This is a genomic window from Streptomyces sp. NPDC031265, assembly GCF_055570295.1.
The window spans coordinates 323048-342296 of the sequence record NZ_JBVIHM010000002.1; the positions used below are offsets into that span (position 1 = coordinate 323048).

18 protein-coding genes are annotated in these 19249 nt (G+C 72.4%); 5 read left to right on the top strand and 13 right to left on the bottom strand.

Translation table 11 applies throughout. The features are described from left to right. Positions 1-11 precede the first annotated feature (11 nt). The 4 genes from ACZ499_RS05625 to ACZ499_RS05640 form a co-directional block, all read right to left on the bottom strand. Complete coding sequence (locus ACZ499_RS05625; RefSeq protein WP_468672560.1) at positions 12-1040, bottom strand: 6-phosphofructokinase; 1029 nt, start codon at positions 1038-1040, stop codon at positions 12-14. 178 nt (positions 1041-1218) lie between these two features. Continuing rightward, complete coding sequence (locus ACZ499_RS05630; protein WP_266978776.1) at positions 1219-1890, bottom strand: response regulator; 672 nt, start codon at positions 1888-1890, stop codon at positions 1219-1221. Beyond that, positions 1887-3104, bottom strand: coding sequence for a MacS family sensor histidine kinase (gene macS / locus ACZ499_RS05635; RefSeq protein WP_468672563.1), 1218 nt, complete (start codon positions 3102-3104; stop codon positions 1887-1889). Before macS ends, ACZ499_RS05630 begins: the two co-directional genes overlap by 4 nt. A gap of 25 nt (positions 3105-3129) precedes the next feature. Continuing rightward, positions 3130-3909 (bottom strand): lysophospholipid acyltransferase family protein, encoded by a 780-nt coding sequence (locus ACZ499_RS05640; protein WP_468672564.1) that lies wholly within the window; start codon positions 3907-3909, stop codon positions 3130-3132. A gap of 154 nt (positions 3910-4063) precedes the next feature. On the opposite strand from ACZ499_RS05640, the gene ACZ499_RS05645 reads away from it, so the two are divergent. Both ACZ499_RS05645 and ACZ499_RS05650 read left to right on the top strand, forming a co-directional pair. Beyond that, on the top strand, positions 4064-4843 hold the full coding sequence (locus ACZ499_RS05645) for an alpha/beta hydrolase (RefSeq protein ID WP_468672569.1): 780 nt from the start codon (positions 4064-4066) through the stop codon (positions 4841-4843). Continuing rightward, positions 4836-5390, top strand: coding sequence for a hypothetical protein (locus ACZ499_RS05650; protein WP_468672572.1), 555 nt, complete (start codon positions 4836-4838; stop codon positions 5388-5390). Before ACZ499_RS05645 ends, ACZ499_RS05650 begins: the two co-directional genes overlap by 8 nt. Before the next feature lie 363 nt (positions 5391-5753). On the opposite strand, the gene ACZ499_RS05655 is transcribed toward ACZ499_RS05650, so the two are convergent. From ACZ499_RS05655 to ACZ499_RS05680, 6 genes are all read right to left on the bottom strand, one after another. Then, a complete protein-coding gene (locus tag ACZ499_RS05655; RefSeq protein ID WP_468672857.1) occupies positions 5754-6500 on the bottom strand; it encodes an endonuclease/exonuclease/phosphatase family protein in 747 nt (248 codons plus the stop codon). Positions 6501-6607: 107 nt separating this feature from the next. Further along, positions 6608-7549 (bottom strand): ROK family glucokinase, encoded by a 942-nt coding sequence (locus ACZ499_RS05660; protein WP_385548085.1) that lies wholly within the window; start codon positions 7547-7549, stop codon positions 6608-6610. 66 nt (positions 7550-7615) lie between these two features. Next, positions 7616-8092 carry a DUF5304 domain-containing protein gene (locus tag ACZ499_RS05665; protein WP_468672576.1) on the bottom strand — a complete coding sequence of 159 codons (477 nt, stop codon included), beginning with the start codon at positions 8090-8092 and terminating at the stop codon, positions 7616-7618. A 66-nt stretch (positions 8093-8158) separates the two neighbouring features. After that, on the bottom strand, positions 8159-9343 hold the full coding sequence (locus tag ACZ499_RS05670; protein WP_468672578.1) for an ArsA family ATPase: 1185 nt from the start codon (positions 9341-9343) through the stop codon (positions 8159-8161). A gap of 1 nt (position 9344) precedes the next feature. Further along, positions 9345-9815, bottom strand: a complete 471-nt coding sequence (locus ACZ499_RS05675) for an SRPBCC family protein (protein ID WP_385548094.1) — start codon at positions 9813-9815, stop codon at positions 9345-9347. Between the two features lie 93 nt (positions 9816-9908). Further along, complete coding sequence (locus tag ACZ499_RS05680) at positions 9909-10670, bottom strand: metallophosphoesterase family protein (RefSeq protein WP_468672580.1); 762 nt, start codon at positions 10668-10670, stop codon at positions 9909-9911. A 271-nt stretch (positions 10671-10941) separates the two neighbouring features. On the opposite strand from ACZ499_RS05680, the gene ACZ499_RS05685 reads away from it, so the two are divergent. Beyond that, the gene (locus tag ACZ499_RS05685) at positions 10942-12738 is read left to right on the top strand and encodes an AMP-dependent synthetase/ligase (protein ID WP_385827331.1); all 1797 of its coding nucleotides are present in this window, start codon (positions 10942-10944) and stop codon (positions 12736-12738) included. A 23-nt stretch (positions 12739-12761) separates the two neighbouring features. Here ACZ499_RS05685 and ACZ499_RS05690 read toward each other — a convergent pair whose 3' ends face one another. Beyond that, positions 12762-14381 (bottom strand): GMC oxidoreductase, encoded by a 1620-nt coding sequence (locus ACZ499_RS05690; RefSeq protein WP_468672583.1) that lies wholly within the window; start codon positions 14379-14381, stop codon positions 12762-12764. Positions 14382-14841: 460 nt separating this feature from the next. Further along, positions 14842-15984, bottom strand: a complete 1143-nt coding sequence (locus tag ACZ499_RS05695; protein WP_468672584.1) for a glycosyltransferase family 4 protein — start codon at positions 15982-15984, stop codon at positions 14842-14844. A 152-nt stretch (positions 15985-16136) separates the two neighbouring features. Between ACZ499_RS05695 and ACZ499_RS05700 the strand changes: the two genes are divergently transcribed. Continuing rightward, positions 16137-17327: a glycosyltransferase 87 family protein gene (locus ACZ499_RS05700; protein ID WP_468672859.1), complete on the top strand. Its 1191-nt coding sequence runs from the start codon at positions 16137-16139 to the stop codon at positions 17325-17327. Here ACZ499_RS05700 and ACZ499_RS05705 read toward each other — a convergent pair. Further along, positions 17285-18649, bottom strand: coding sequence for an MATE family efflux transporter (locus ACZ499_RS05705; RefSeq protein ID WP_468672587.1), 1365 nt, complete (start codon positions 18647-18649; stop codon positions 17285-17287). The genes ACZ499_RS05700 and ACZ499_RS05705 overlap by 43 nt on opposite strands. A gap of 75 nt (positions 18650-18724) precedes the next feature. Between ACZ499_RS05705 and ACZ499_RS05710 the strand changes: the two genes are divergently transcribed. Beyond that, the gene (locus tag ACZ499_RS05710; RefSeq protein WP_468405418.1) at positions 18725-19249 is read left to right on the top strand and encodes a PadR family transcriptional regulator; all 525 of its coding nucleotides are present in this window, start codon (positions 18725-18727) and stop codon (positions 19247-19249) included.

Here is a 19249-nt window from a genome sequence, read left to right on the forward strand (position 1 = left end):
CGTGTACCCCCTCAGCCGAAGAACACCCCCACCTCCGCGTACAACTCCGGATCCACCGTCTTCAGCCGCGCCGTCGCCTCCGCGATCGGCACCCGGACGATGTCCGTGCCACGCAGCGCCACCATCTTGCCGAAGTCGCCGTCCCGTACCGCCTCGATCGCGTGCAGCCCGAACCGCGTCGCCAGCCAGCGGTCGAAGGCGCTGGGGGTGCCGCCGCGCTGGACGTGGCCCAGGACCGTCGTCCTGGCCTCCTTGCCCGTGCGCTTCTCGATCTCCTTGGCCAGCCACTCCCCGACGCCCGAGAGCCGCACATGCCCGAAGGAGTCGAGCGTCTGGTCCTTGAGGACCATCTCGCCGTCCTTCGGCATCGCGCCCTCGGCGACCACCACGATCGGCGCGTACGACGCCTTGAAGCGGGAGGTGATCCAGCCGCAGACCTGGTCGACGTCGAAGCGCTGCTCGGGGATGAGGATGACGTTGGCGCCGCCCGCCAGGCCCGAGTGGAGCGCGATCCAGCCCGCGTGGCGGCCCATCACCTCGACGACCAGGACCCGCATGTGCGACTCGGCCGTGGTGTGCAGCCGGTCGATCGCCTCGGTGGCGATGCCGACCGCGGTGTCGAAGCCGAAGGTGTAGTCGGTCGCGGAGAGGTCGTTGTCGATGGTCTTGGGTACGCCGACGCACTGCACGCCGTACTCGTCGCTGAGCCGGGCCGCCACGCCCAGGGTGTCCTCGCCGCCGATCGCGATCATCGCGTCGACCTCGCACTTGGCGAGGTTCTCCTTGATGCGGCGCACCCCGTCCTCGGCCTTGAGCGGGTTGGTGCGCGAGGAGCCGAGGATGGTGCCGCCGCGGGGCAGGATGCCGCGGACGGCGGGGATGTCCAGCTTGACGGTGTCGCCCTCCAGCGGGCCGCGCCAGCCGTCCTTGAACCCCGTGAAGTCAAGGCCGTACTCCTGGACGCCCTTGCGGACGACGGCCCGGATGACGGCGTTGAGCCCGGGGCAGTCACCGCCTCCGGTCAGTACTCCGACCCGCATGGAATTGTCCCTTCGCCGTGACGGACACATGGAAGCCCTCGAAGGCCTCCACGGGTCACGCTAAGGGTGACGCACGTCACCCCGGGATGGGGCGAAACGTCAATTCCTTGAATTCAAGCGGATGTTGACGGGTGGTCATTCACTCGTACGAGCGGAGCACGTCCCTGGGCGGGCGGACTCACACGTCGTCGAGGCCCTGCTCTATCGCGTATCTCACCAGCTCCACGCGGTTGTGGAGCTGGAGCTTGCCCAGGGTGTTCTGGACGTGGTTCTGGACCGTGCGGTGGGAGATGACCAGGCGTTCGGCGATCTGCTTGTACGACAGACCCTTCGCCACCAGGCGCAGCACCTCCGTCTCGCGGTCGGTCAGCTGCGGGGCCTTCGGCTCGTCGGCGGCGGCGGGCGCCGGGTCCGAGGCCAGCCGGCGGTACTCACCGAGGACGAGGCCCGCCAGGCCCGGGGTGAACACCGGGTCGCCGGCCGCCGTGCGGCGCACCGCGTCGGTCAGCTCCTCGGTGCTCGCCGACTTCAGCAGATAGCCGGTCGCGCCGGACTTCACCGCCTCCAGGACGTCCGCGTGCTCGCCGGACGCGGACAGGACCAGGACCCTGAGCGCCGGGTTGGCGCCGACCAGCTCCTTGCAGACCTGGACGCCCGGCATGCCGGGCAGATTGAGGTCCAGGACCAGCACGTCGGGCGTGACCGCCTGGGCGCGGCGGACCGCCTGCGGGCCGTCCCCGGCGGTGGCCACCACGTCGAACCCGGCGGCCGCCAGGTCGCGCGCCACCGCGTCGCGCCACATCGGGTGGTCGTCGACCACCATGACCTTCACCGTCTGCTGCTCACTCATGCCTGCACCTTCCCCCGTGGAACCTTCAGCTCTACTTCCGTCCCCTGGCCCGGCACCGAGATCAGCTCGGCGGTGCCGCCCAGGTCCCGCAGCCGGCCGCGGATCGAGAGGGCGACGCCCAGGCGCCCCTCCCCCTCGGCCTGCGCGAGCCTGCCCTCCGGGATGCCGGGACCGTCGTCCCGTACCGTCACGATCACTTCGTCCCCCCAGTCCTCGACCAGGATCCAGGCCTGGGCGGTCTCCCCCGCGTGTCTGCGGACATTGTCCAACGCGGCACTGACAGCGGCCGCGAGCTCGCGTGCCGCGGGGGGCGCGAGCAGCACCGGAGCTCCCGGTTCCGCCAGCGAGACCCGTGATCCGGCGTGCGGGGCGAGCAGGGTGCGCAGATCCACCTCGGCCCCGTCGGCCCCGCCGCCGGCGTCGTCCTCGTAGTCGACCGTACGGACCAGCGCGCCCAGCGCCGGGTCCTCGGACGCGCGCGTGGTCGGCACCAGACCGCTGGAGACCAGGGTCCGCAGGGCGACCTCCTGCTCGCCGGCCATCCGGCCGAGCTCGGCCGCCTCGCCGCCGAGCGCGGTGCCGCGCCGCTGCACCATCGCGAGGACCTGGAGGACGCTGTCGTGGATGTCCCGGGCCAGCCGCTCCCGCTCGCGGGTCGCCGCCTCGATCTCCAGGGCGCGGGCGAGGGTCGCCTCGCTCGCGCGGGCGACCTCCACCACGTAACCGATGGCGATGGAAGCGACCCAGACGAGCAGCACGTTGTGGAGGGTGTCCCGGGTGGGGGTGCCGCGCTCGACCAGGTTGGCGGCGGCGACCAGCGAGGAGGCGAAGGCGGCCCAGCGCCAGCCGCCCTTGATCGCGAACGCGAGCACCGAGCCCGCCGCCCATATGGTCGGCAGGGTAGGGCTGTTCACCGACTGCGCGTCGGCGTCCGCCAGCGGGGTGAGCAGGATGCCGGTGAGCGCGACCGTCAGGTCGACGCCGAGGAACCGCTTGGTACAGCTCGCCGCGTTCGCCACCCGGGGCAGCGTCGCCAGCGTCCACACCGCGAGCACCGACAGAAAGGCGACGCCCACCCAGGGACGCTCGAACTCGCGGTACTCCGACACGAAGACCAGCACCGCGTACACCATCGTGAGTACGCGGTACGCGGTGAGCGCGCGCCACAGCGGCAGCTCGACCGACATTCTGATGACGCGCTCGCGCTTCGCCATGTTCCCCACCCCCGGCCGGACGCTGCTAGTCGCCGGGCCGTTCCGCCCGCTTGGCCTGCTCGGCCTCGCGGGCCTTCTCGGCCCTCTCGACCGCCTTCTCCTCGTCGCCCTTGCGCTTGGCCTCGTCCGCGATCTGGCGCTTGGCCGCGGTCGCGTAGACGTCCACGTACTCCTGGCCGGAGAGCTTCATGATCTCGTACATGACCTCGTCGGTCACCGAGCGCAGGATGAACCGGTCGCCCTCCATGCCGTGGTAGCGGCTGAAGTCGAGCGGCTTGCCGATGCGGATGCCCGGGCGCATCAGCTTGGGCATGACCTTCCCCGGCGGCTGGATCTTCTCGGTGTCGATCATCGCGACCGGGATCACCGGCGCGCCGGTGGCGAGCGCCACGCGCGCGAGGCCGCCGGGCTTGCCCCGGTAGAGGCGGCCGTCGGGCGAGCGGGTGCCCTCCGGGTAGATCCCGAACAGCTCGCCGCGCTCCAGGACCTCGATGCCGCTCTTGATGGCCGCCTCACCCGCGCCGCGCGCGCCCGAGCGGTCCACCGGGAGCTGGCCGACGCCCTTGAAGAAGGCGGCGGTGAGCCTGCCCTTCACACCGGGCGAGGTGAAGTACTCCGCCTTGGCGATGAACGTCACCTTGCGGTCGAGGACCGCCGGCAGGAAGAACGAGTCCGAGAAGGAGAGGTGGTTGCTGGCGAGGATCGCCGGCCCCTCGGCGGGAATGTTTTCGAGGCCCTCCACCCAGGGCCTGAAGGCAAGCTTCAGCGACCCGCCGATGGAGAACTTCATAGCGCCGTAGATCAACTCGGATGCCTTCCCTATGTCTGTCGAACAGACCTTAACCCGTATGGGACCCGCCCTCCCGCGCGCGGGCCGGTGACGGCTCTGGTCGGTGTCAGTCCGGTCGCGTACCGTGAAGTACGACTCCCCCGCCCCTGCTCATGAACAGGAGATCCCGGTGCCCGTCCTCCCTGGAGCCGAGCCGTTCCGCCACGAGGGCGGAGAGGTCGGCGTCCTCCTCTGTCACGGCTTCACCGGTTCCCCGCAGTCGCTGCGCCCCTGGGCCGACTTCCTGGCCGAGCGCGGCCTGACGGTCGAGCTGCCGCTGCTGCCCGGACACGGCACGCGCTGGCAGGACATGCAGCTCACCGGCTGGCAGGACTGGTATGCGGAAGTGGACCGGGCGCTGGGCGAGCTGCGGGAGCGGTGCGGCCAGGTCTTCGTCTTCGGGCTCTCCATGGGCGGCGCGCTGGCGCTTCGGCTCGCGGCCAGGCACGGGGACGCGGTCAGCGGCGTCGTGGTCGTCAACCCGGGCAACAAGGTGCACGGCCTGGCGGCGCACGCGCTGCCGGTCGTACGGCACTTCGTGCGCTCCACCAAGGGGATCGCCAGCGACATCGCCAAGGAGGGCTCGGCGGAGGTGGGGTACGACAGGGTGCCGCTGCACTCGGCGCACTCGCTGCGCCGGTTCTTCCAGCAGGTCGACCACGAGCTGCCGCAGGTCACCCAGCCGATGCTGCTGCTGCACAGCCCGCAGGACCACGTGGTGCCGCCGGCCGACTCGGCGCGGATCCTCAGCCGGGTCTCGTCCACGGACGTCACCGAGATCCTCCTGGAACAGAGCTACCACGTGGCGACGTTGGACCACGATGCGGAGCGGATCTTCGAGGAGAGTTACGCGTTCATCGGCCGCCTCGCTCCGAGTGTCGGGAAGAAGGGGAGCACGACCGGTGGCTGAGCACGACGCGGACCGCGAGCCGCAGCCGATCGACGAGGAGGCTGCGTGGGCGGCGATCGTGGCGGGGTACGGCGATGAGCCGACCGACCCGCCCGGGACGAAGCCGTTCAAGTCGATAGAGGACCTGGCGCTCCTGGAGGGCGACCGCAACGGCACGCCCGAGCCGCCCCCGGCAAGCCCTGAGCCGCCGCCCGAGCCGAAGCCGCTGGGCAGCTCGGTGGTCTTCGCCCCCGGCGTGGGCGGCCCGCGCGACTTCAAGGTGGCGGAACCGTCCGACGACGACCTCGACGACACGGACGAGGGCCACTTCGTCCCGCCGGAGCCGCCGCCGCTGCCGGAGACCGACGTCACGGCGAAGTTCGCCTGGCTCGGGGTGATCGGCGGGCCCGTGCTGTTGCTGCTGGCGGCGGTGCTCCAGTGGGAGTTCACGTGGTGGCTCACGACGCTGGGGGTGGGGGGGTTCATCGGGGGGTTCGGGACGTTGGTGGCTCGGATGCAGCAGGACGACGAGGACGGGGAGGACCCCGGGCGGGGTGCGGTGGTCTGACCCGGGGTTTCGACCCCGGGGCCCTGTCCCTGGGCTCCGCCCCGGGCCCCGTTCGTCTGCGGGTTCGGCGGGGGCTGATCGCGCAGTTCCCCGCGCCCCTGGAGGGGCGGGAGCACCGCTCCCTGCCCCCCCCGCTCCTCAAACGCCGGAGGGGCTGAATTTCGCGCCGCCGGGACTGCATCTGGCCGGGCCCCCTTCTGCCCTTGGGGGCGCGGGGAACTGCGCGACCAGCCACAGACAGCCTGCAGACGAACGGGGTCCGGGGGCGCAGCCCCGCCCAGAGTCCAGGCGCGCAGCCCCTGGGAAACCCACCTCGACTCACCCCCGCCCCCGGAGGGTTGAGGGAAGGGGCGGGGTGGGGGGCTACACCCGGATCCGCAGCGCCGCCAGTACCGGCAAATGATCCGTCGCCCCCCGGAGGTCCCCCGCCGTCACCCCCGCCAACCCCGTAGGGACCCCGCACCCCAGCACCTCCACCCCCTCCGTAACGAAGATCGCGTCGATGCGCTGATGGGGGTCGGCCGGAATCGACGTGTGCTCCGTGCCCCAGGGGCGTACCGCCCAGCAGTCCTGGAGGGCGTTCGCCAGGCGGCGGAAGGCGCGGCCGTCGGGACGGTCGTTGAGGTCGCCGCCCGCGACCGCGTGGGGCACGTCCAGCGCCGCCAGATGGTCGAGCAGCATCCCCGCCTGGGCGTCGCGCTCGTCCGCCTGGAGGCTGAGATGGCAGCTCAGGACGCCGAGCCGGGCGCCCCCGACCCGTACGACCGCCGACGCGAAGCCGCGCCGGTGCAGACCGGGCGTGAGCGGGAGCAGGACGTCCTCGGTGCGCTCCACGGTGGCCCGCAGCGAGCACAGCAGCAACGGCCCCGCGGCCGTGGCGCCGCCGCTCAGGACCACGAGGTCGCACGCCGCCGCGAGCCGCGCCGCGGCCTTGCGCCAGCGGAAGAAGCGCGGCGCCTCCTGGATCAGCACAAGGTCCGGGTCGCAGGCGCGGATCACCCGGGCCAGCGCCGCGTTGTCGTCGCGCATCGAGCGGATGTTGTAGCTGAGGACACGGATCACGGCCGAGCCGTTCTCCGTACGGGACGCGGGGAGATCCGTGAGCGGCATGGGTGGCATCGGGGGCATGGGCCACAACATAGAGCAGCGCCCGCCGCGTCCGTGACGGACGCGGCGGGCGCTCAACTAGCCTGAAAACACCGTGTGGAAGACGGCGCTCAGCCCTGACGGGCCAGGTCCGCCGCGCCCACCAGACCCGCCTTGTTGCCGAGCTGCGCGGCCAGCACCTGCGCGTGCGGCCGCCACTCGCCGCCGATCAGCCAGCGCCGGAAGGACTTGCGGATCGGGTCCAGTACCAGCTCGCCCTCGTCCGAGACGCCGCCGCCGACGATGAACGCGGAGGGGTCGAAGAGCGAGGCCAGGTCGGCCAGGCCCGCGCCCGCCCAGCGGGCCAGCTCGCGGAAGGAGTCCACCGCGACCGGGTCGCCCTGGCGGGCGGCCGCGCTGATGTGCTTGCCCTCGATGCCCTCGACCGTGCCGTCCCCGAGGGCGAGCAGGATCTCGGCGTTCTCGGGGGTCGCGTTGGCGCGCTGGCGGGCGTACCGGACGAGCGCGCGCCCCGAGGCGTACTGCTCCCAGCAGCCCTGGCTGCCGCAGCCGCACAGCAGCCCGTCGGGCACCACGCGGATGTGGCCGAACTCGGCGGCCACGCCGAAGCGGCCGCGGCGCAGCTTGTTGCCGATGATGATGCCGCCGCCCAGGCCCGTGCCGAGCGTGATGCAGATGACGTCCTCGTGGCCCTGGCCCGCGCCGAAGCGGTACTCGCCCCAGGCCGCCGCGTTGGCGTCGTTCTCGACGACCACGGGCAGCCCGACCCGCTGCTCGACCTTGTCCTTCAGCGGCTCGTGGCGCCAGTGGATGTTGGGTGCGAACAGCACGGTGGCGCGCTTGTCGTCGACGTATCCGGCGGCGCCGATGCCGACGGCCTCGATCTCGTGCCCCTTGCCGGCCCCTTCGACCGCGGCGCAGATCGCGTCCACGATGGCGTCAGCGGTCGGCGGCGTGGGCACGGTGTGCGTCTCCAGGATGCGGCCCTCCTCGTCGACCACTCCCGCCGCGATCTTGGTGCCGCCGATGTCGACGCCGATGGTGAGTCCCATTAAGTCCCTCAGTTTTCGGTCGAGCCCCGCTAAGGCCAACCGTACCCGAGGGCGGGCACCCGTCAGTCAGTCCAGGTCGATGTGCTCGGTCGGCCCCGCGCCCGCCCCGCCGTCGTCCTTCTTCGGCCCGCCCGAGGACCCGTCCGAAGACCGGCCCGGCCCCGTGCCGGAGGACCCGTCCGAGGCCCAGCGGCGCTCATGGCCCTCGACCGCCGAGCGGTAGGCGGCGAGCAGCTCGCCGCCGGCCGCGGCGAGGTGGTCGAAGACCTGCGGGTTGCGCTCGATGACCGGCTCGACCACGGCCTTCGCCTGGCCGATCAGCTGCTGTACGGCGCTCTGCGCGGCCATGCCGGGCAGCGAGGACTGGAGGGACGCGACCTTGTCGGCGACGGCGTCGACCAGCTTGCGCAGTTCCTCGGCGGCCGAGCCGGGCGGAGGGCCGTAGGTGGCGCGGCGGCGCGCCTTCTCCTCGGCAAGGTCCTCGGCGCACGCGTCGGCCCAGGCATCCGCGTCCGGGGCGGGAGGCTCGGTGGCTTCGCTCATGGCGGACTCCAGCTGCTGAAGAGAAGGGTCTGTTCTCTCGACGTTACCCGAACGGGGGTACGGCGTTCAGCGCGTGCGGGGCCACAGATCCGGATCCGGGGTGAACCGGATCCGCAGGACGCCGCCGGTGAGCCCGGCGCCGGAGACCGTGCAGCGGCGCAGCGCGGAGGGCAGGGTGGTGATCTTGCGGAACGGGCCGACGGTGAGCAGGAGTTCGTCGCCGCGCCGCACCAGGCCGAGCCCGTCGCGGGCGGCGCCGGGCAGCGGCAGGTGCCACACCAGGACGCCGTCGTCGGCCAGCCGGTCCTCGATGTGCCAGGGCCCGGGGCGTACGGAGGCGTCGCCGTCCTCGGAGAAGAGGCCGATCTCGCCGGTCGGCGCGTCGATCAGTTCATCCAGCTCGTCGATGCCCCGGGGGTCGCGGCCCAGGTGCGGGACCTCGTGCAGCGGTACGGCGGCGAACTCCTCCGCCAGCTCCTTGAGCACGCACTGCTGCTGCCCGGAGAGGGCGGCGAGGAAGGGGTCCGCCGAGCCGGTGGGCAGCACGCGGTTGGCGACCACCGCGTCGAGCGCCGCCCCGTGCAGGGCGAGGCCGAGGCGGGCGGTGCGCAGGGTGGCCGCGGCGGTCGGCGAGGGCTCGGCGACCAGCCGTACGGTCGTCGCCGGATCCTCCACCACGGCCTCGACGGCGGCCAGCTCCGCGTCCCAGCGGGCGGCCGTCTCGTACAGCCACTGCGCGGGCATCGGGACCCCGGCCAGCTGGGCGAGGACCGGGCGCAGCGAGCGGGCGGCCCGGCGCTCGGGCGGCAGGAGGCGGCGCAGATAGCGGCGCAGCTGCCCGGGCAGGGCGAGGGCGGCGACGCTCTGGTGGACCGGCGGCATGTCGACGACGACCAGGTCGTGGTCGCCCGCCGCCGCCTCGCGCAGGGCCTTGAGCAGGGCCAGCTGCTCGGCGCCGGGAAGCTCGGTCAGCTCCTCGCCGTCGAGGCGGCCGGCGCCCAGGAGTTCCAGTGCGGTCCCGGCCCGGTCCTGGAGGGCGAGCAGTTCGGTACGGAAGTGGGCGCCGGAGTCGATGCGTACGACGCCGAGGCGCGCCACCTCCTCGCCACCGAGCAGCCGGGCGAGCGGGTCGTCGCGGTCGCCGCTGAGGAGCAGGGCGCGCTCACCGCGCCGGGCCGCCGCCAGCGCGGTCGCGGCGGCGACGGTGGTGCGGCCCGCGCCGCCGGGACCGGTGACGAGGACCGTACGCACGTCAGGCCTTCTCGGCCCCGTCGGCGGAACCGGCCGCGCCGGACTCGACGCGCTTCTTCAGGCCCGCGAGCGCGCGGTCGATGATGACCTTCTCGGCCTTGCGCTTGATCATTCCGAGCATGGGGATCTTGACATCGACAGTCAGCTGGTAGGTGACCTCGGTGTGGCCGCCGGGGGCGCCGACGAGGCTGTAGGAGCCGTCGAGGGCGCGCAGCATCTGGGACTTGACCAGGCTCCAGCTCACCTTGTGGGGGCCGTCCCAGGTGTACTTGAGGATGTGGTCGTCCTTGATGGCGCCCGCGTCGAGCACCAGACGGACCTGCTCGGCCCGGCCCTCGGCGTCCTTGGACAGCACCTCGGCCTGCTTCACCTCGCCGGTCCACTCCGAGTACCGGGCGAAGTCGGCGATCACCCCCATCACCTCGGCCGGTGCCGCCTCGATGGTGATAGACGAGCTGGTGTGTTCCGCCATCGTCGTGGCTCCTCCAGTGCGCGGGCCGGTGTGTGGGGGTCGGTAGACGTGCAGGCTATCGCGTGCGGCCGGGGCCTCTGCCCGGAGCCCGGGTCACCACTCCAGGGCGAAGGGCCGGGAGGTGGCGGCGAAGTGGCCGACGTTCACGCACTCGGTGCGGCCGACCCGCACCCGGCGGGCGAGCGGCTGGTGGACGTGGCCGAACAGGGCGTACCGGGGTTTCGTCCTGCGGATGGCTTCGAGCAGGGCGCGCGAGCCGCGTTCGAAGCGGCGGGGCACCGTGTCGTAGCAGAGCTCGGGAACGTCCGGCGGGATGTGCGAGCAGAGCACGTCGACCTCGCCGAGCGCCTCGACCTTGGCCGCGTACTCCTCGTCGGAGACCTCATAGGGCGTCCGCATCGGGGTGCGCAGCCCGCCGCCCACGAAGCCGAAGACGCGCCCGCCGATCTCGACCCGCTCGCCGTCCAGGACGGTGGTGCCCGGTCCGGCGTACTGCGGCCAGAGGGTCGGTATGTCGACATTGCCGTAGGTGGCGTACGTCGGGGTGGGGAAGGCGGCGAACATCTCGGCGTACTGGCGGCGGACCGCCGACTCGATGGCGGCCTCCCGGTCGAGTCCGGCCCAGAGCGAGCGGCCCAGCTCACGGGCCTCCTCGAAGCGGCGGGCGGTGCGCAGGGCGACGATCCGGTCCGCGTTCCGGACACCGAAGAGGTCGGGGAAGATCCCTCGCGAGTGATCGGCGTAGTCGAGGAAAAGGACGAGGTCACCCAGGCAGATGAGAGCGTCCGCGCCGTCGCCCGCCTTCGCCAGACCCTCGGCGTTCCCGTGCACATCGCTGATCACATGTACTCGCATGCAGCCACCCTAGGGCGCCGGACCTGCGGTTACTTCCGAGTCGCGAAAGGAGTGGACTACTGTGCGTGAAGCGGCGCGAAATCCGTGTGACGCAGCGAACATCTGACCAGGACCCCCTATCGGGAACCCACTACCGGTGGGTAACGTCCGGGCAGTCCAGTCGTGCTCGGAGCACCGCCCCCACGGGTTCTCCGGGCACCTGCCCGATCTTGGACCAAGCCGGTGCGTCACACAGAGCCGTGGCACCGGCGCCCGATGAGGAGCAGCAGTCTTGCGCGAGTTCAGCCTTCCGGCCCTGTACGAGGTCCCCACGGACGGCAACCTGACGGATCTGATCCGCCGCAATGCCGCTCAGCATCCCGATGTCGCGGTCATGGGCCGCAAGGTCGCGGGACGCTGGACCGACGTTTCCGCCACCCAGTTCCTCGCCGAGGTCCGCGGTGTGGCCAAGGGCCTCATCGCCGCCGGCGTCGAGCCGGGCGACCGGGTGGCCCTGCTCTCCCGCACCCGCTACGAGTGGGTGCTGCTCGACTTCGCCATCTGGAGCGCGGGCGCGGTCACCGTCCCCGTGTACGAGACGAGCTCGCCCGAGCAGATCCAGTGGATCCTCGGCGACTCCGGCGCGACCCTGTGCGTCGTCGAGTCCGAGGCGCACCAGGCCTCCGTCACCTCCGTGCAGTCCGGGCTGCCCGCCCTCAAGGGCGTCTGGCAGCTGGACGCGGACGCGGTGGCCCAGCTCACCGCGACCGGCGCGGACGTCTCCGACGAGCTGCTCGACCAGCGGATGTCCTCGGCGCACGCGGACGACCCGGCGACCATCGTCTACACCTCCGGCACCACCGGCCGCCCCAAGGGCTGTGTACTCACCCACCGCGCGTTCTTCGCGGAGTGCGGCAACGTGGTGGAGCGCCTCAAGCCGCTCTTCCGCACCGGCGAGTGCTCGGTCCTGCTCTTCCTGCCCGCCGCCCATGTCTTCGGGCGGCTGGTCGAGGTGGCGTCCGTGATGGCGCCGATCAAGCTCGGCTGCGTACCGGACATCAAGAACCTCACCGACGAGCTGGCCTCGTTCCGGCCGACGCTGATCCTCGGTGTGCCGCGGGTCTTCGAGAAGGTCTACAACGCGGCGCGCGCCAAGGCGCAGGCGGACGGCAAGGGCGCGATCTTCGACAAGGCCGCGCACACCGCGATCGCCTACAGCCGCGCGCTCGGCACGCCGCAGGGCCCGTCCCTCGGCCTCAAGATCAAGCACCGGGTCTTCGACAGGCTCGTCTTCAGCAAGCTGCGCGCGGTGCTCGGCGGCCGCGGCGAGTACGCGATCTCCGGCGGCGCGCCGCTGGGCGAGCGGCTCGGCCACTTCTACCGGGGCATCGGCTTCACGGTCCTGGAGGGGTACGGCCTCACCGAGTCCTGTGCGGCGACCGCGTTCAACCCGTGGGACCGGCAGAAGATCGGCACGGTCGGCCAGCCGCTGCCGGGTTCGGTGGTGCGCATCGCGGACGACGGCGAGGTGCTGCTGCACGGCGAGCACCTGTTCACGGGGTACTGGAACAACGAGGCGGCGAGCGCCGAGGCGCTGGCCGACGGCTGGTTCCACACCGGTGACATCGGCACCCTCGACGAGGACGGCTACCTCGCGATCACCGGCCGCAAGAAGGAGATCATCGTCACGGCGGGCGGCAAGAACGTCGCCCCGGCCGTGATCGAGGACCGCATCCGCGCGCACGCGCTGGTCGCGGAGTGCATGGTGGTCGGGGACGGGCGGCCGTTCGTGGGCGCGCTGGTCACGCTCGACGAGGAGTTCCTGGCCCACTGGGCCGCGGACCACGGCAAGCCGGCCGGTTCGACGGCGGCCTCGCTGCGCCAGGACGCGGAGCTGCTCGCGGAGGTGCAGCGGGCGGTGGACGACGGCAACGCCGCGGTCTCCAAGGCGGAATCGGTGCGGAAATTCCGCATTCTCACCTCCCAGTTCACGGAGGAGGCGGGGCACATCACCCCGTCGCTGAAGCTGAAGCGCAACGTCGTGGCGAAGGACTTCGCGGACGAGATCGAGGCGATCTACGCCCACTGAGGCGTACGCGGGCCTACGCGGGCCTACGCGGCGAAGTCCTCCGCGAGGACGCGTTCGAGGTTGCGCTCGGCGAGCGCCGTGATCGTGACGAACGGGTTGACGCCGATGGAGCCGGGCACGAGGGCTCCATCGGTGACGTACAGGCCCGGATACCCCTTCACCCTCCCGTAGCCGTCGGTCGCCCGCCCCAACGGGCAGCCGCCGAGCGGGTGGTAGCAGAAGTCGTCCGCGAACGGCGTGTTGTTGCCGAACAGGTCGTACCGGTAGATCGTCGCGTTCTTGAAGTTGATCCGGTCGAAGAGCTTGCGGGTCGCGTCAACCGAGGGCTGGTTCTGCGCCTTCGTCCAGTTCAGCCTGGCCGAGTCGGTCGCCGGGTCGTAGGTGAAGGTGCCGCGCTGCGGGTTCTTGGTGATCGCCAGGTACAGGCTCACCCAGTGCTCGAAGCCCATCGGCAGCGGGGCGATCTCGGCGAAGACCGGGTTGGCGGCGTTGTCCCAGTCGTCGATGCCCAGGGCGGGCATGGTGGCCTCGTCGGCGCCGACGGTGTCCCACATGTGGTTGGCGCGAGCGGTCATGATGTTGCCGTTGGTGCCCCAGCCGGTGCCGACGGCCGGGTCGAGGGCGGGCAGGGTGCCGGTCTCGCGGGCGCGCAGCAGCAGTTCGGTGGTGCCGAGGCTGCCGGCGCCGAGGAAGAGCTTCCCGCAGCCGATCTCCCGGGTCTCGACGACCTTGCCGGCCGGGTCGGTCCGGTCGGCGGTGACCACGTACCCGCCGGCGGGCTGTCCGCGGATCGCGCGGACGTGGTGCAGGGTCTCGATGGTGACCCTGCCGGTGCCGAGGGCAGCGGCGAGGTAGGTCTTGTCGACGGACTTCTTGCCGTAGTTGTTGCCGTAGATGACCTCGCCCGCGAGCGCGGACTTGGTGGCGGTTCCGGCCGCCTCGCGCCGCATGTACCCGAAGTCGTAGACGTTGGGCACGAAGACGGTCTTCAGACCGGCGTTCTGGGCCGCCTTGCGCGAGGTGCGGGCAAACTTGTACCACTCGGTGGACTCGAACCAGGCCGGGTCGATGGAGTTCACACCGAGCATGGCGTTGGCGCGCGGGAAGTACGTGGCGTACATCCCGGCGGCGTCGACCTGCGGCAGGACCTCCGCGAAGTAGTCGCGGCGCGGGGTGACGGCCATGCCGCCGTTGACCAGCGAGCCGCCGCCGACGCCGCGCCCCACGTACACGGACATGTCGCCGTAGTTCACCCGGTCGAGGACGCCGGGGTAGGGGCCGATGTTCTTGTTGACGACATCGAGCCAGAGGAACGTGGCGAGAGGCGCCTCGGTCCGGGTGCGGAACCACATGGAGCGCTGGTCCGGCGCGGAGGTCGAACAGAAGACCTTGCCGTCGGAGGCGGGGGTGTCCCAGAGTCTGCCCATCTCCAGGACGAGGGTCTGGACGCCGGCCTGCCCGAGCCGGAGCGCGGCCACGGCGGCGCCGTAGCCGGAGCCGATGACCAGGGCGGGGGTGTACGTGGCCGGAGCGGCCTCGGCGGCGCGGGCGGGGTTGAGTGTGATGCGGGTGAGGCCCAGGAGTGCGGCCGTCTGGAGGGCGCCGAGTCCCAGGAGGTGACGGCGCGTCAGATTTGGTGTCATGCGCGCAGCATGGGCGGAATTTGGCCTTCCGCCCAGGGGGCACGTTGTCTCAAATCTGAGTGACCGTCAGGGGTGGGAGTGTGGTGGGCCCGGGGTTCGTCTGCGGGTGAGTGGGGGCTGGCCGCGCCCACGCGGCGCAGCCGCACCATGTCACCGCCCCGCGCCCCTCTTTGGCCCGGGGTTCGTCTGCGGACCGGTGGGGGCTGGTCCCGCCCACGCGGCGCAGCCGCACCATGCCACCGCCCCGCGCCCCTGGGGATTCCGGGACGCGCCACCACGCGGCCGACCCGGGTCACGTTCGTCTGCGGACCGTGCTCGGCTGGTCGCGCCCACGCGGCGCAGCCGCACCATGCCACCGCCCCGCGCCCCTGGGGGGCTGGGAGGGCGGCACCACGTGCCCCGGTCGTGCCCCACGCGGCGGAGCCGCATACGGTCACCGCCCCGCGTCCCAGCCCCTACCTCACAGCAGCTCCCGCAGCTTCTCCGCCAGGAGGTCCCAGCGCCACCTCTCCTCGACCCACGCCCGGCCACGCTCCCCCATCCTGCGGCGCAGGTCCGGGTCCTGGAGGAGGGTGACGATGCGGTCCGCCGACTCCTCGGCGGAGCCGCCACGGACCACCCAGCCCGTCTCGCCGTCCAGGACCGCGTCGGGCGCGCCGCCCGAATCGCCCGCGACCACGGGGAGGCCGGTCGCCGACGCCTCCAGGTAGACGATGCCCAGGCCCTCGACGTCGAGCCCGCCCCGGCGCGTACGGCAGGGCATGGCGAAGACGTCGCCGGCGCCGAAGTGCGCGGGCAGTTCGGCCCATGGCACCGGGCCGGTGAAGCGGACCGAGTCCGCGACCCCGGTGTCCTGGGCGAGCTTGTGGAGCTCCGTCTCGTACGGGCCGCCGCCCACGATCAGCAGCACCGCGTCCGGCACGCGCGCGAGGATCGCGGGCATCGCGAGGATCAGCGTGTCCTGGCCCTTGCGCGGCACCAGCCGCGAGACGCAGACGACCACCGGCCGGTCGGTCAGGCCGAGGCGCTCGCGCACCGCGGGGCCGCCCGAGCCCGGGTGGAAGGTCTTCTCGTCGACGCCCGGCGGCAGTTGGACCATCCGGTCGGCCGCCCGCTCGGTCAGCGCGGTCGCGATCCGGGAGCGGGTGTACTCGCCCAGATAGGTGATCGTGTCCGTGCCCTCGCCGATACGCCGCAGCAGTTGCCGCGAGCCGGGCAGCTGGGCCCAGCCCGCCTCGTGGCCGTGCGTGGTGGCGACGAGGCGTTCGGCGCCCGCCCGGCGCAGCGCGGGCGCCATCAGGCCGAGCGGCGCAGCGGCCCCGAACCACACCGAGGAGCAGTCGTGCTCCTTGAGCAGCCCGACCGCACGCCGGGTCACCCGGGGCGTGGGCAGCAGCATGGTGGTGCGGTCGCGCACCACGGTGAAGGGCTGTTCGGCGTCGAAGGCGGCGGTCGCCTCGACGCCCTCCCGGCTCCGCTTCCAGGTGGAGGCGTAGACGACCAGCTGCTCCGGGTCCAGGCGCAGCGCCATGTTGTGCAGGAACGCCTGGATCCCGCCGGGGCGCGGCGGGAAGTCATTGGTCACGATCAAGGTCTTGTGCATCGCCGCCGACAGTACCGAACGGCCCCGCCTCGTCGCTCACGCACGGCCCCGCCGGGCATCATGACTGCTCGGACTTCCAGAAAGCCGGTCTTACGGACGAGGTGGGCATGTCGGCTGGAAACGGCACAGGGACCGCGAAGAGCACCGGGGCCATGGCGGCGGTGTTCGTCGTCACCCGGTGCCTGCTGCTGCTCTGCGTCTTCCGGGTCCTTCTCGTCCCGGGCCCGGACGTCACCAGCGACGTCTCGGTCATCTACCAGGGCTGGTACGAGGTCCTGAAGACCGGCACCTATCCGCTGGACGACGTCACCTGGCAGTACCCGCCGGCCGCCGCGCTCGCGATCCTCTCCCCCGCCGCCGTCCCCTTCCTCGACTACGCCTCGGGCTTCTTCGTCCTCGCGCTGCTCGCCGACGCGCTGGTCCTCGGGCTGCTGCTCCACACGTCCGGGCGCCCCGGCAAGTCCCGTGCGGGCGCCCGGATCTGGGTCTGGGGCGTACCGCTGCTCGGGCCCACCGCGTACGCGCGTTACGACCTGATGGTGACGGCGGTCGCGGTGGCCGCGCTGCTGGCCGGGGTCCGCCACCCCCGGGTCCTCGGCTCGCTCGCCGCGCTCGGCGCCCTGCTCAAGGTCTGGCCCGTCCTGCTGCTCGCCCGGGCGCCCCGCCGGGCGTGGGCGGCGTCGGCCGTCACCGCGGGCGCGTTCCTGCTCGGCTGCCACGCGGTCGCGCCCGGCGCCTTCGCCTTCCTCACCTTCCAGCGCGACCGCGGCACCGAGGTCGAGTCGCTCGGCGCCCTGGTCTTCCATGTGGCCCGCCACTTCGGCTGGCGGGGCCGGGTGCAGCTGAACTACGGGTCGGTGGAGTTCCTCGGCCCGTACGTGCCGCTGGTCTCCACCCTGGCGATGGGGCTGACGGCGGTGGCGTTCGGCTGGCTGCTCCTGTGGCGACTGCGGGCGCGCCGCACCGGGCCGAGCACGCTCGCGGACGCCGCCTTCACGGCCGTGCTGCTCTTCACCACCACCAGCCGTGTGATCAGCCCGCAGTATCTGGTCTGGCTGGTCGGGCTCGCGGCGGTGTGCCTGGTCTTCCACGGCGCCCCGATGGCCCGGCCCGCGTACCTGGTGCTGGCCGCCGCGGGCGTGACGCTGCTGGAGTTCCCGATCTGGTTCTCGCACGTGGTGGCGAGCGACTGGCTCGGGGTGCTGCTCCTGTTCGTACGCAACGGGCTCCTCGCCGTGGCGTCGGTGAGCGCGTGCCGGCGGCTGTGGCGGAGCACGGTCCCCGGCCGTACGCTGCCCGTTCAGCAGGTCCGCACCAGGGTCTTCTCGGTCCTGGTCCGCTGACCGGCCGTACGCAGCCGCCGGTGCATGCGCGCGACGGCGGCGCACTGGAGCCCCATGGACAGCGCCATCGCCAGACAGATCCCCGGCAGCCCGAGCCCGGACAGGCCGAGGGCGAGCGGCAGCTGGAGGGCGACGCCGCACGCGGTGACCCCGGCGAGCGCCGGACTGCCGCCACTGCCGTCGAAGACCCCGCCGAGGGCGATGAAGGCGGAGAGCAGCACGAGGTACGGGCCGAGGCAGCGCAGATAGAGCGTGCCGGCCGCCGCCACCTCGCCGCTGGCGCCGAACGCCGCCATGACCCACGGCGCGGACACGAGCAGCACCAGCGCGGCCGTCAGCCCCAGCGCCCCCGAGACGAGCGCGGCCTGCCGCCCCACCGCGACCCGCTCTCCCCCACTCTCGGCGCCGAGCAGATGGGCGGTGTGGATGGACGCGGCCTGGCGGACGGCGTAGAAGGCCATGGTGGCCGCGTACATCGCCTTGGTCGCGATCCCGTACGCCGCGACCTCGCCGACGCCGATCCTGGCGACGATCGCGACGAGCGCGAGGGAACCGGTCATGCGCACCACGAATTCGGCCGACATCGGCAGCCCGGTCGCCGCCGTCCTGCGCAGATCCGCACCGAGCCGGGCCACCCGCGGCACGCCGACGCCGCGCCGGGTGGTCCCGGCGGCACGCAGTACGGCGTTGCGCCGCAGTGCCACGAGCCCGCAGGCCAGCGCGACCGCGCGGCCGAGCACCGTGGCGAGGGCCGCCCCCCGGACACCGAGCCCGCACCCCAGGATCAGCAGCGGGTCGAGGACGAGGATCAGCCCGTTGGCGAGGAACGCGAGCCGCATCGGGGTGCGGGTGTCGCCCGCGCCCTTGAGGATGCCGTCGACGACGTTGGTGGCGAAGAAGACCGCCGTGCCGGGCAGCGCGATCGCGAAGTAGCCGGACGCCAGGGTGAGTACGGCGTCGTCCGCGCCACCGAGCACCAGCCGGGCGAGCGGCTCGCGGCAGAGGTAGCCACCGACCGCGACCACCGGCGTGATCAGCGCCCACAGCGCCCAGCCGCCGCGCACCGCGGCCCGTATCCCGCCCGGGTCGTCGGCGCCCCCGGCCCGGGCGACCAGGACGGTGGTCCCGGTGCCCGCCATGAGGATCAGGCCGAGCAGCAGGTTCTCCACGTTCGTGGCGACGGCGACGGCGGCGACCGAACTCCCGCCGAGCCGGGCCACCCAGACCATGTTGATCACCCCGGCCGCGACCCCCGCCAGGAGCTCGAAGTAGACCGGGTACGCGAGCGAGATCAGCCGACGGCGGTGTGACACGAGATTCATCCCCCTCTTTTCGCTGTACCTCGATTCGAGGTACAGCGAAAAGAGATACCATGGCCGGGCCGAAAGGAGAAGTAGGTGCTGGAGCTGACGATCCTGGGATTCCTCGACGAGGAACCGCTGCACGGCTATGAACTCAAGGAGCGCATCAGAGGGCTGAGCGGCCACGTCCGGCCGGTGAGCGACGGCGCCCTCTACCCGGCGATCACCCGGCTGGTGAAGGCGGGAAAGCTGGAGCAGCGCACCGAGCCGGGCACCGGCGCCGCGCCCCGCCGGATCCTCATCCTGACCGGGGCGGGCCGCGCCGAGCTGTACGAGCGGCTGCGCCACCCCAAGGACACCGACATCACCGACGGGCAGCGGTTCTTCACCGTGCTCGCCTTCCTCGGGCGGCTGCCCGACCGGGCCGGGCAGGCCGCCGTGCTCCGCCGCCGCCAGGAGTTCCTCAACACCCCGGCGAGCTTCTTCTACCGCGACGGCGAGCCCGTGCGGGCCGAGGAGAGCCCCGACCTCTTCCGGCGGGGGATGCTCAGGATCGCCCGCGCGACCGGCACGGCCGAGAAGAAGTGGCTGGCCGAGGCGATCGAGGAGCTGGAGGGCTGA

Coding starts and splice junctions, on each gene's coding strand:
- macS (WP_468672563.1), bottom strand. CDS start 3,104: ATGGCGAAGCGCGAGCGCGTCATCAGAATGTCGGTCGAGCTGCCGCTG.
- ACZ499_RS05690 (WP_468672583.1), bottom strand. CDS start 14,381: ATGACACCAAATCTGACGCGCCGTCACCTCCTGGGACTCGGCGCCCTC.
- ACZ499_RS05680 (WP_468672580.1), bottom strand. CDS start 10,670: ATGCGAGTACATGTGATCAGCGATGTGCACGGGAACGCCGAGGGTCTG.
- ACZ499_RS05675 (WP_385548094.1), bottom strand. CDS start 9,815: ATGGCGGAACACACCAGCTCGTCTATCACCATCGAGGCGGCACCGGCC.
- ACZ499_RS05705 (WP_468672587.1), bottom strand. CDS start 18,649: ATGAATCTCGTGTCACACCGCCGTCGGCTGATCTCGCTCGCGTACCCG.
- ACZ499_RS05660 (WP_385548085.1), bottom strand. CDS start 7,549: ATGGGACTCACCATCGGCGTCGACATCGGCGGCACCAAGATCGCGGCG.
- ACZ499_RS05665 (WP_468672576.1), bottom strand. CDS start 8,092: ATGAGCGAAGCCACCGAGCCTCCCGCCCCGGACGCGGATGCCTGGGCC.
- ACZ499_RS05700 (WP_468672859.1), top strand. CDS start 16,137: ATGGCGGCGGTGTTCGTCGTCACCCGGTGCCTGCTGCTGCTCTGCGTC.
- ACZ499_RS05630 (WP_266978776.1), bottom strand. CDS start 1,890: ATGAGTGAGCAGCAGACGGTGAAGGTCATGGTGGTCGACGACCACCCG.
- ACZ499_RS05655 (WP_468672857.1), bottom strand. CDS start 6,500: ATGCCGCTCACGGATCTCCCCGCGTCCCGTACGGAGAACGGCTCGGCC.
- ACZ499_RS05625 (WP_468672560.1), bottom strand. CDS start 1,040: ATGCGGGTCGGAGTACTGACCGGAGGCGGTGACTGCCCCGGGCTCAAC.
- ACZ499_RS05695 (WP_468672584.1), bottom strand. CDS start 15,984: ATGCACAAGACCTTGATCGTGACCAATGACTTCCCGCCGCGCCCCGGC.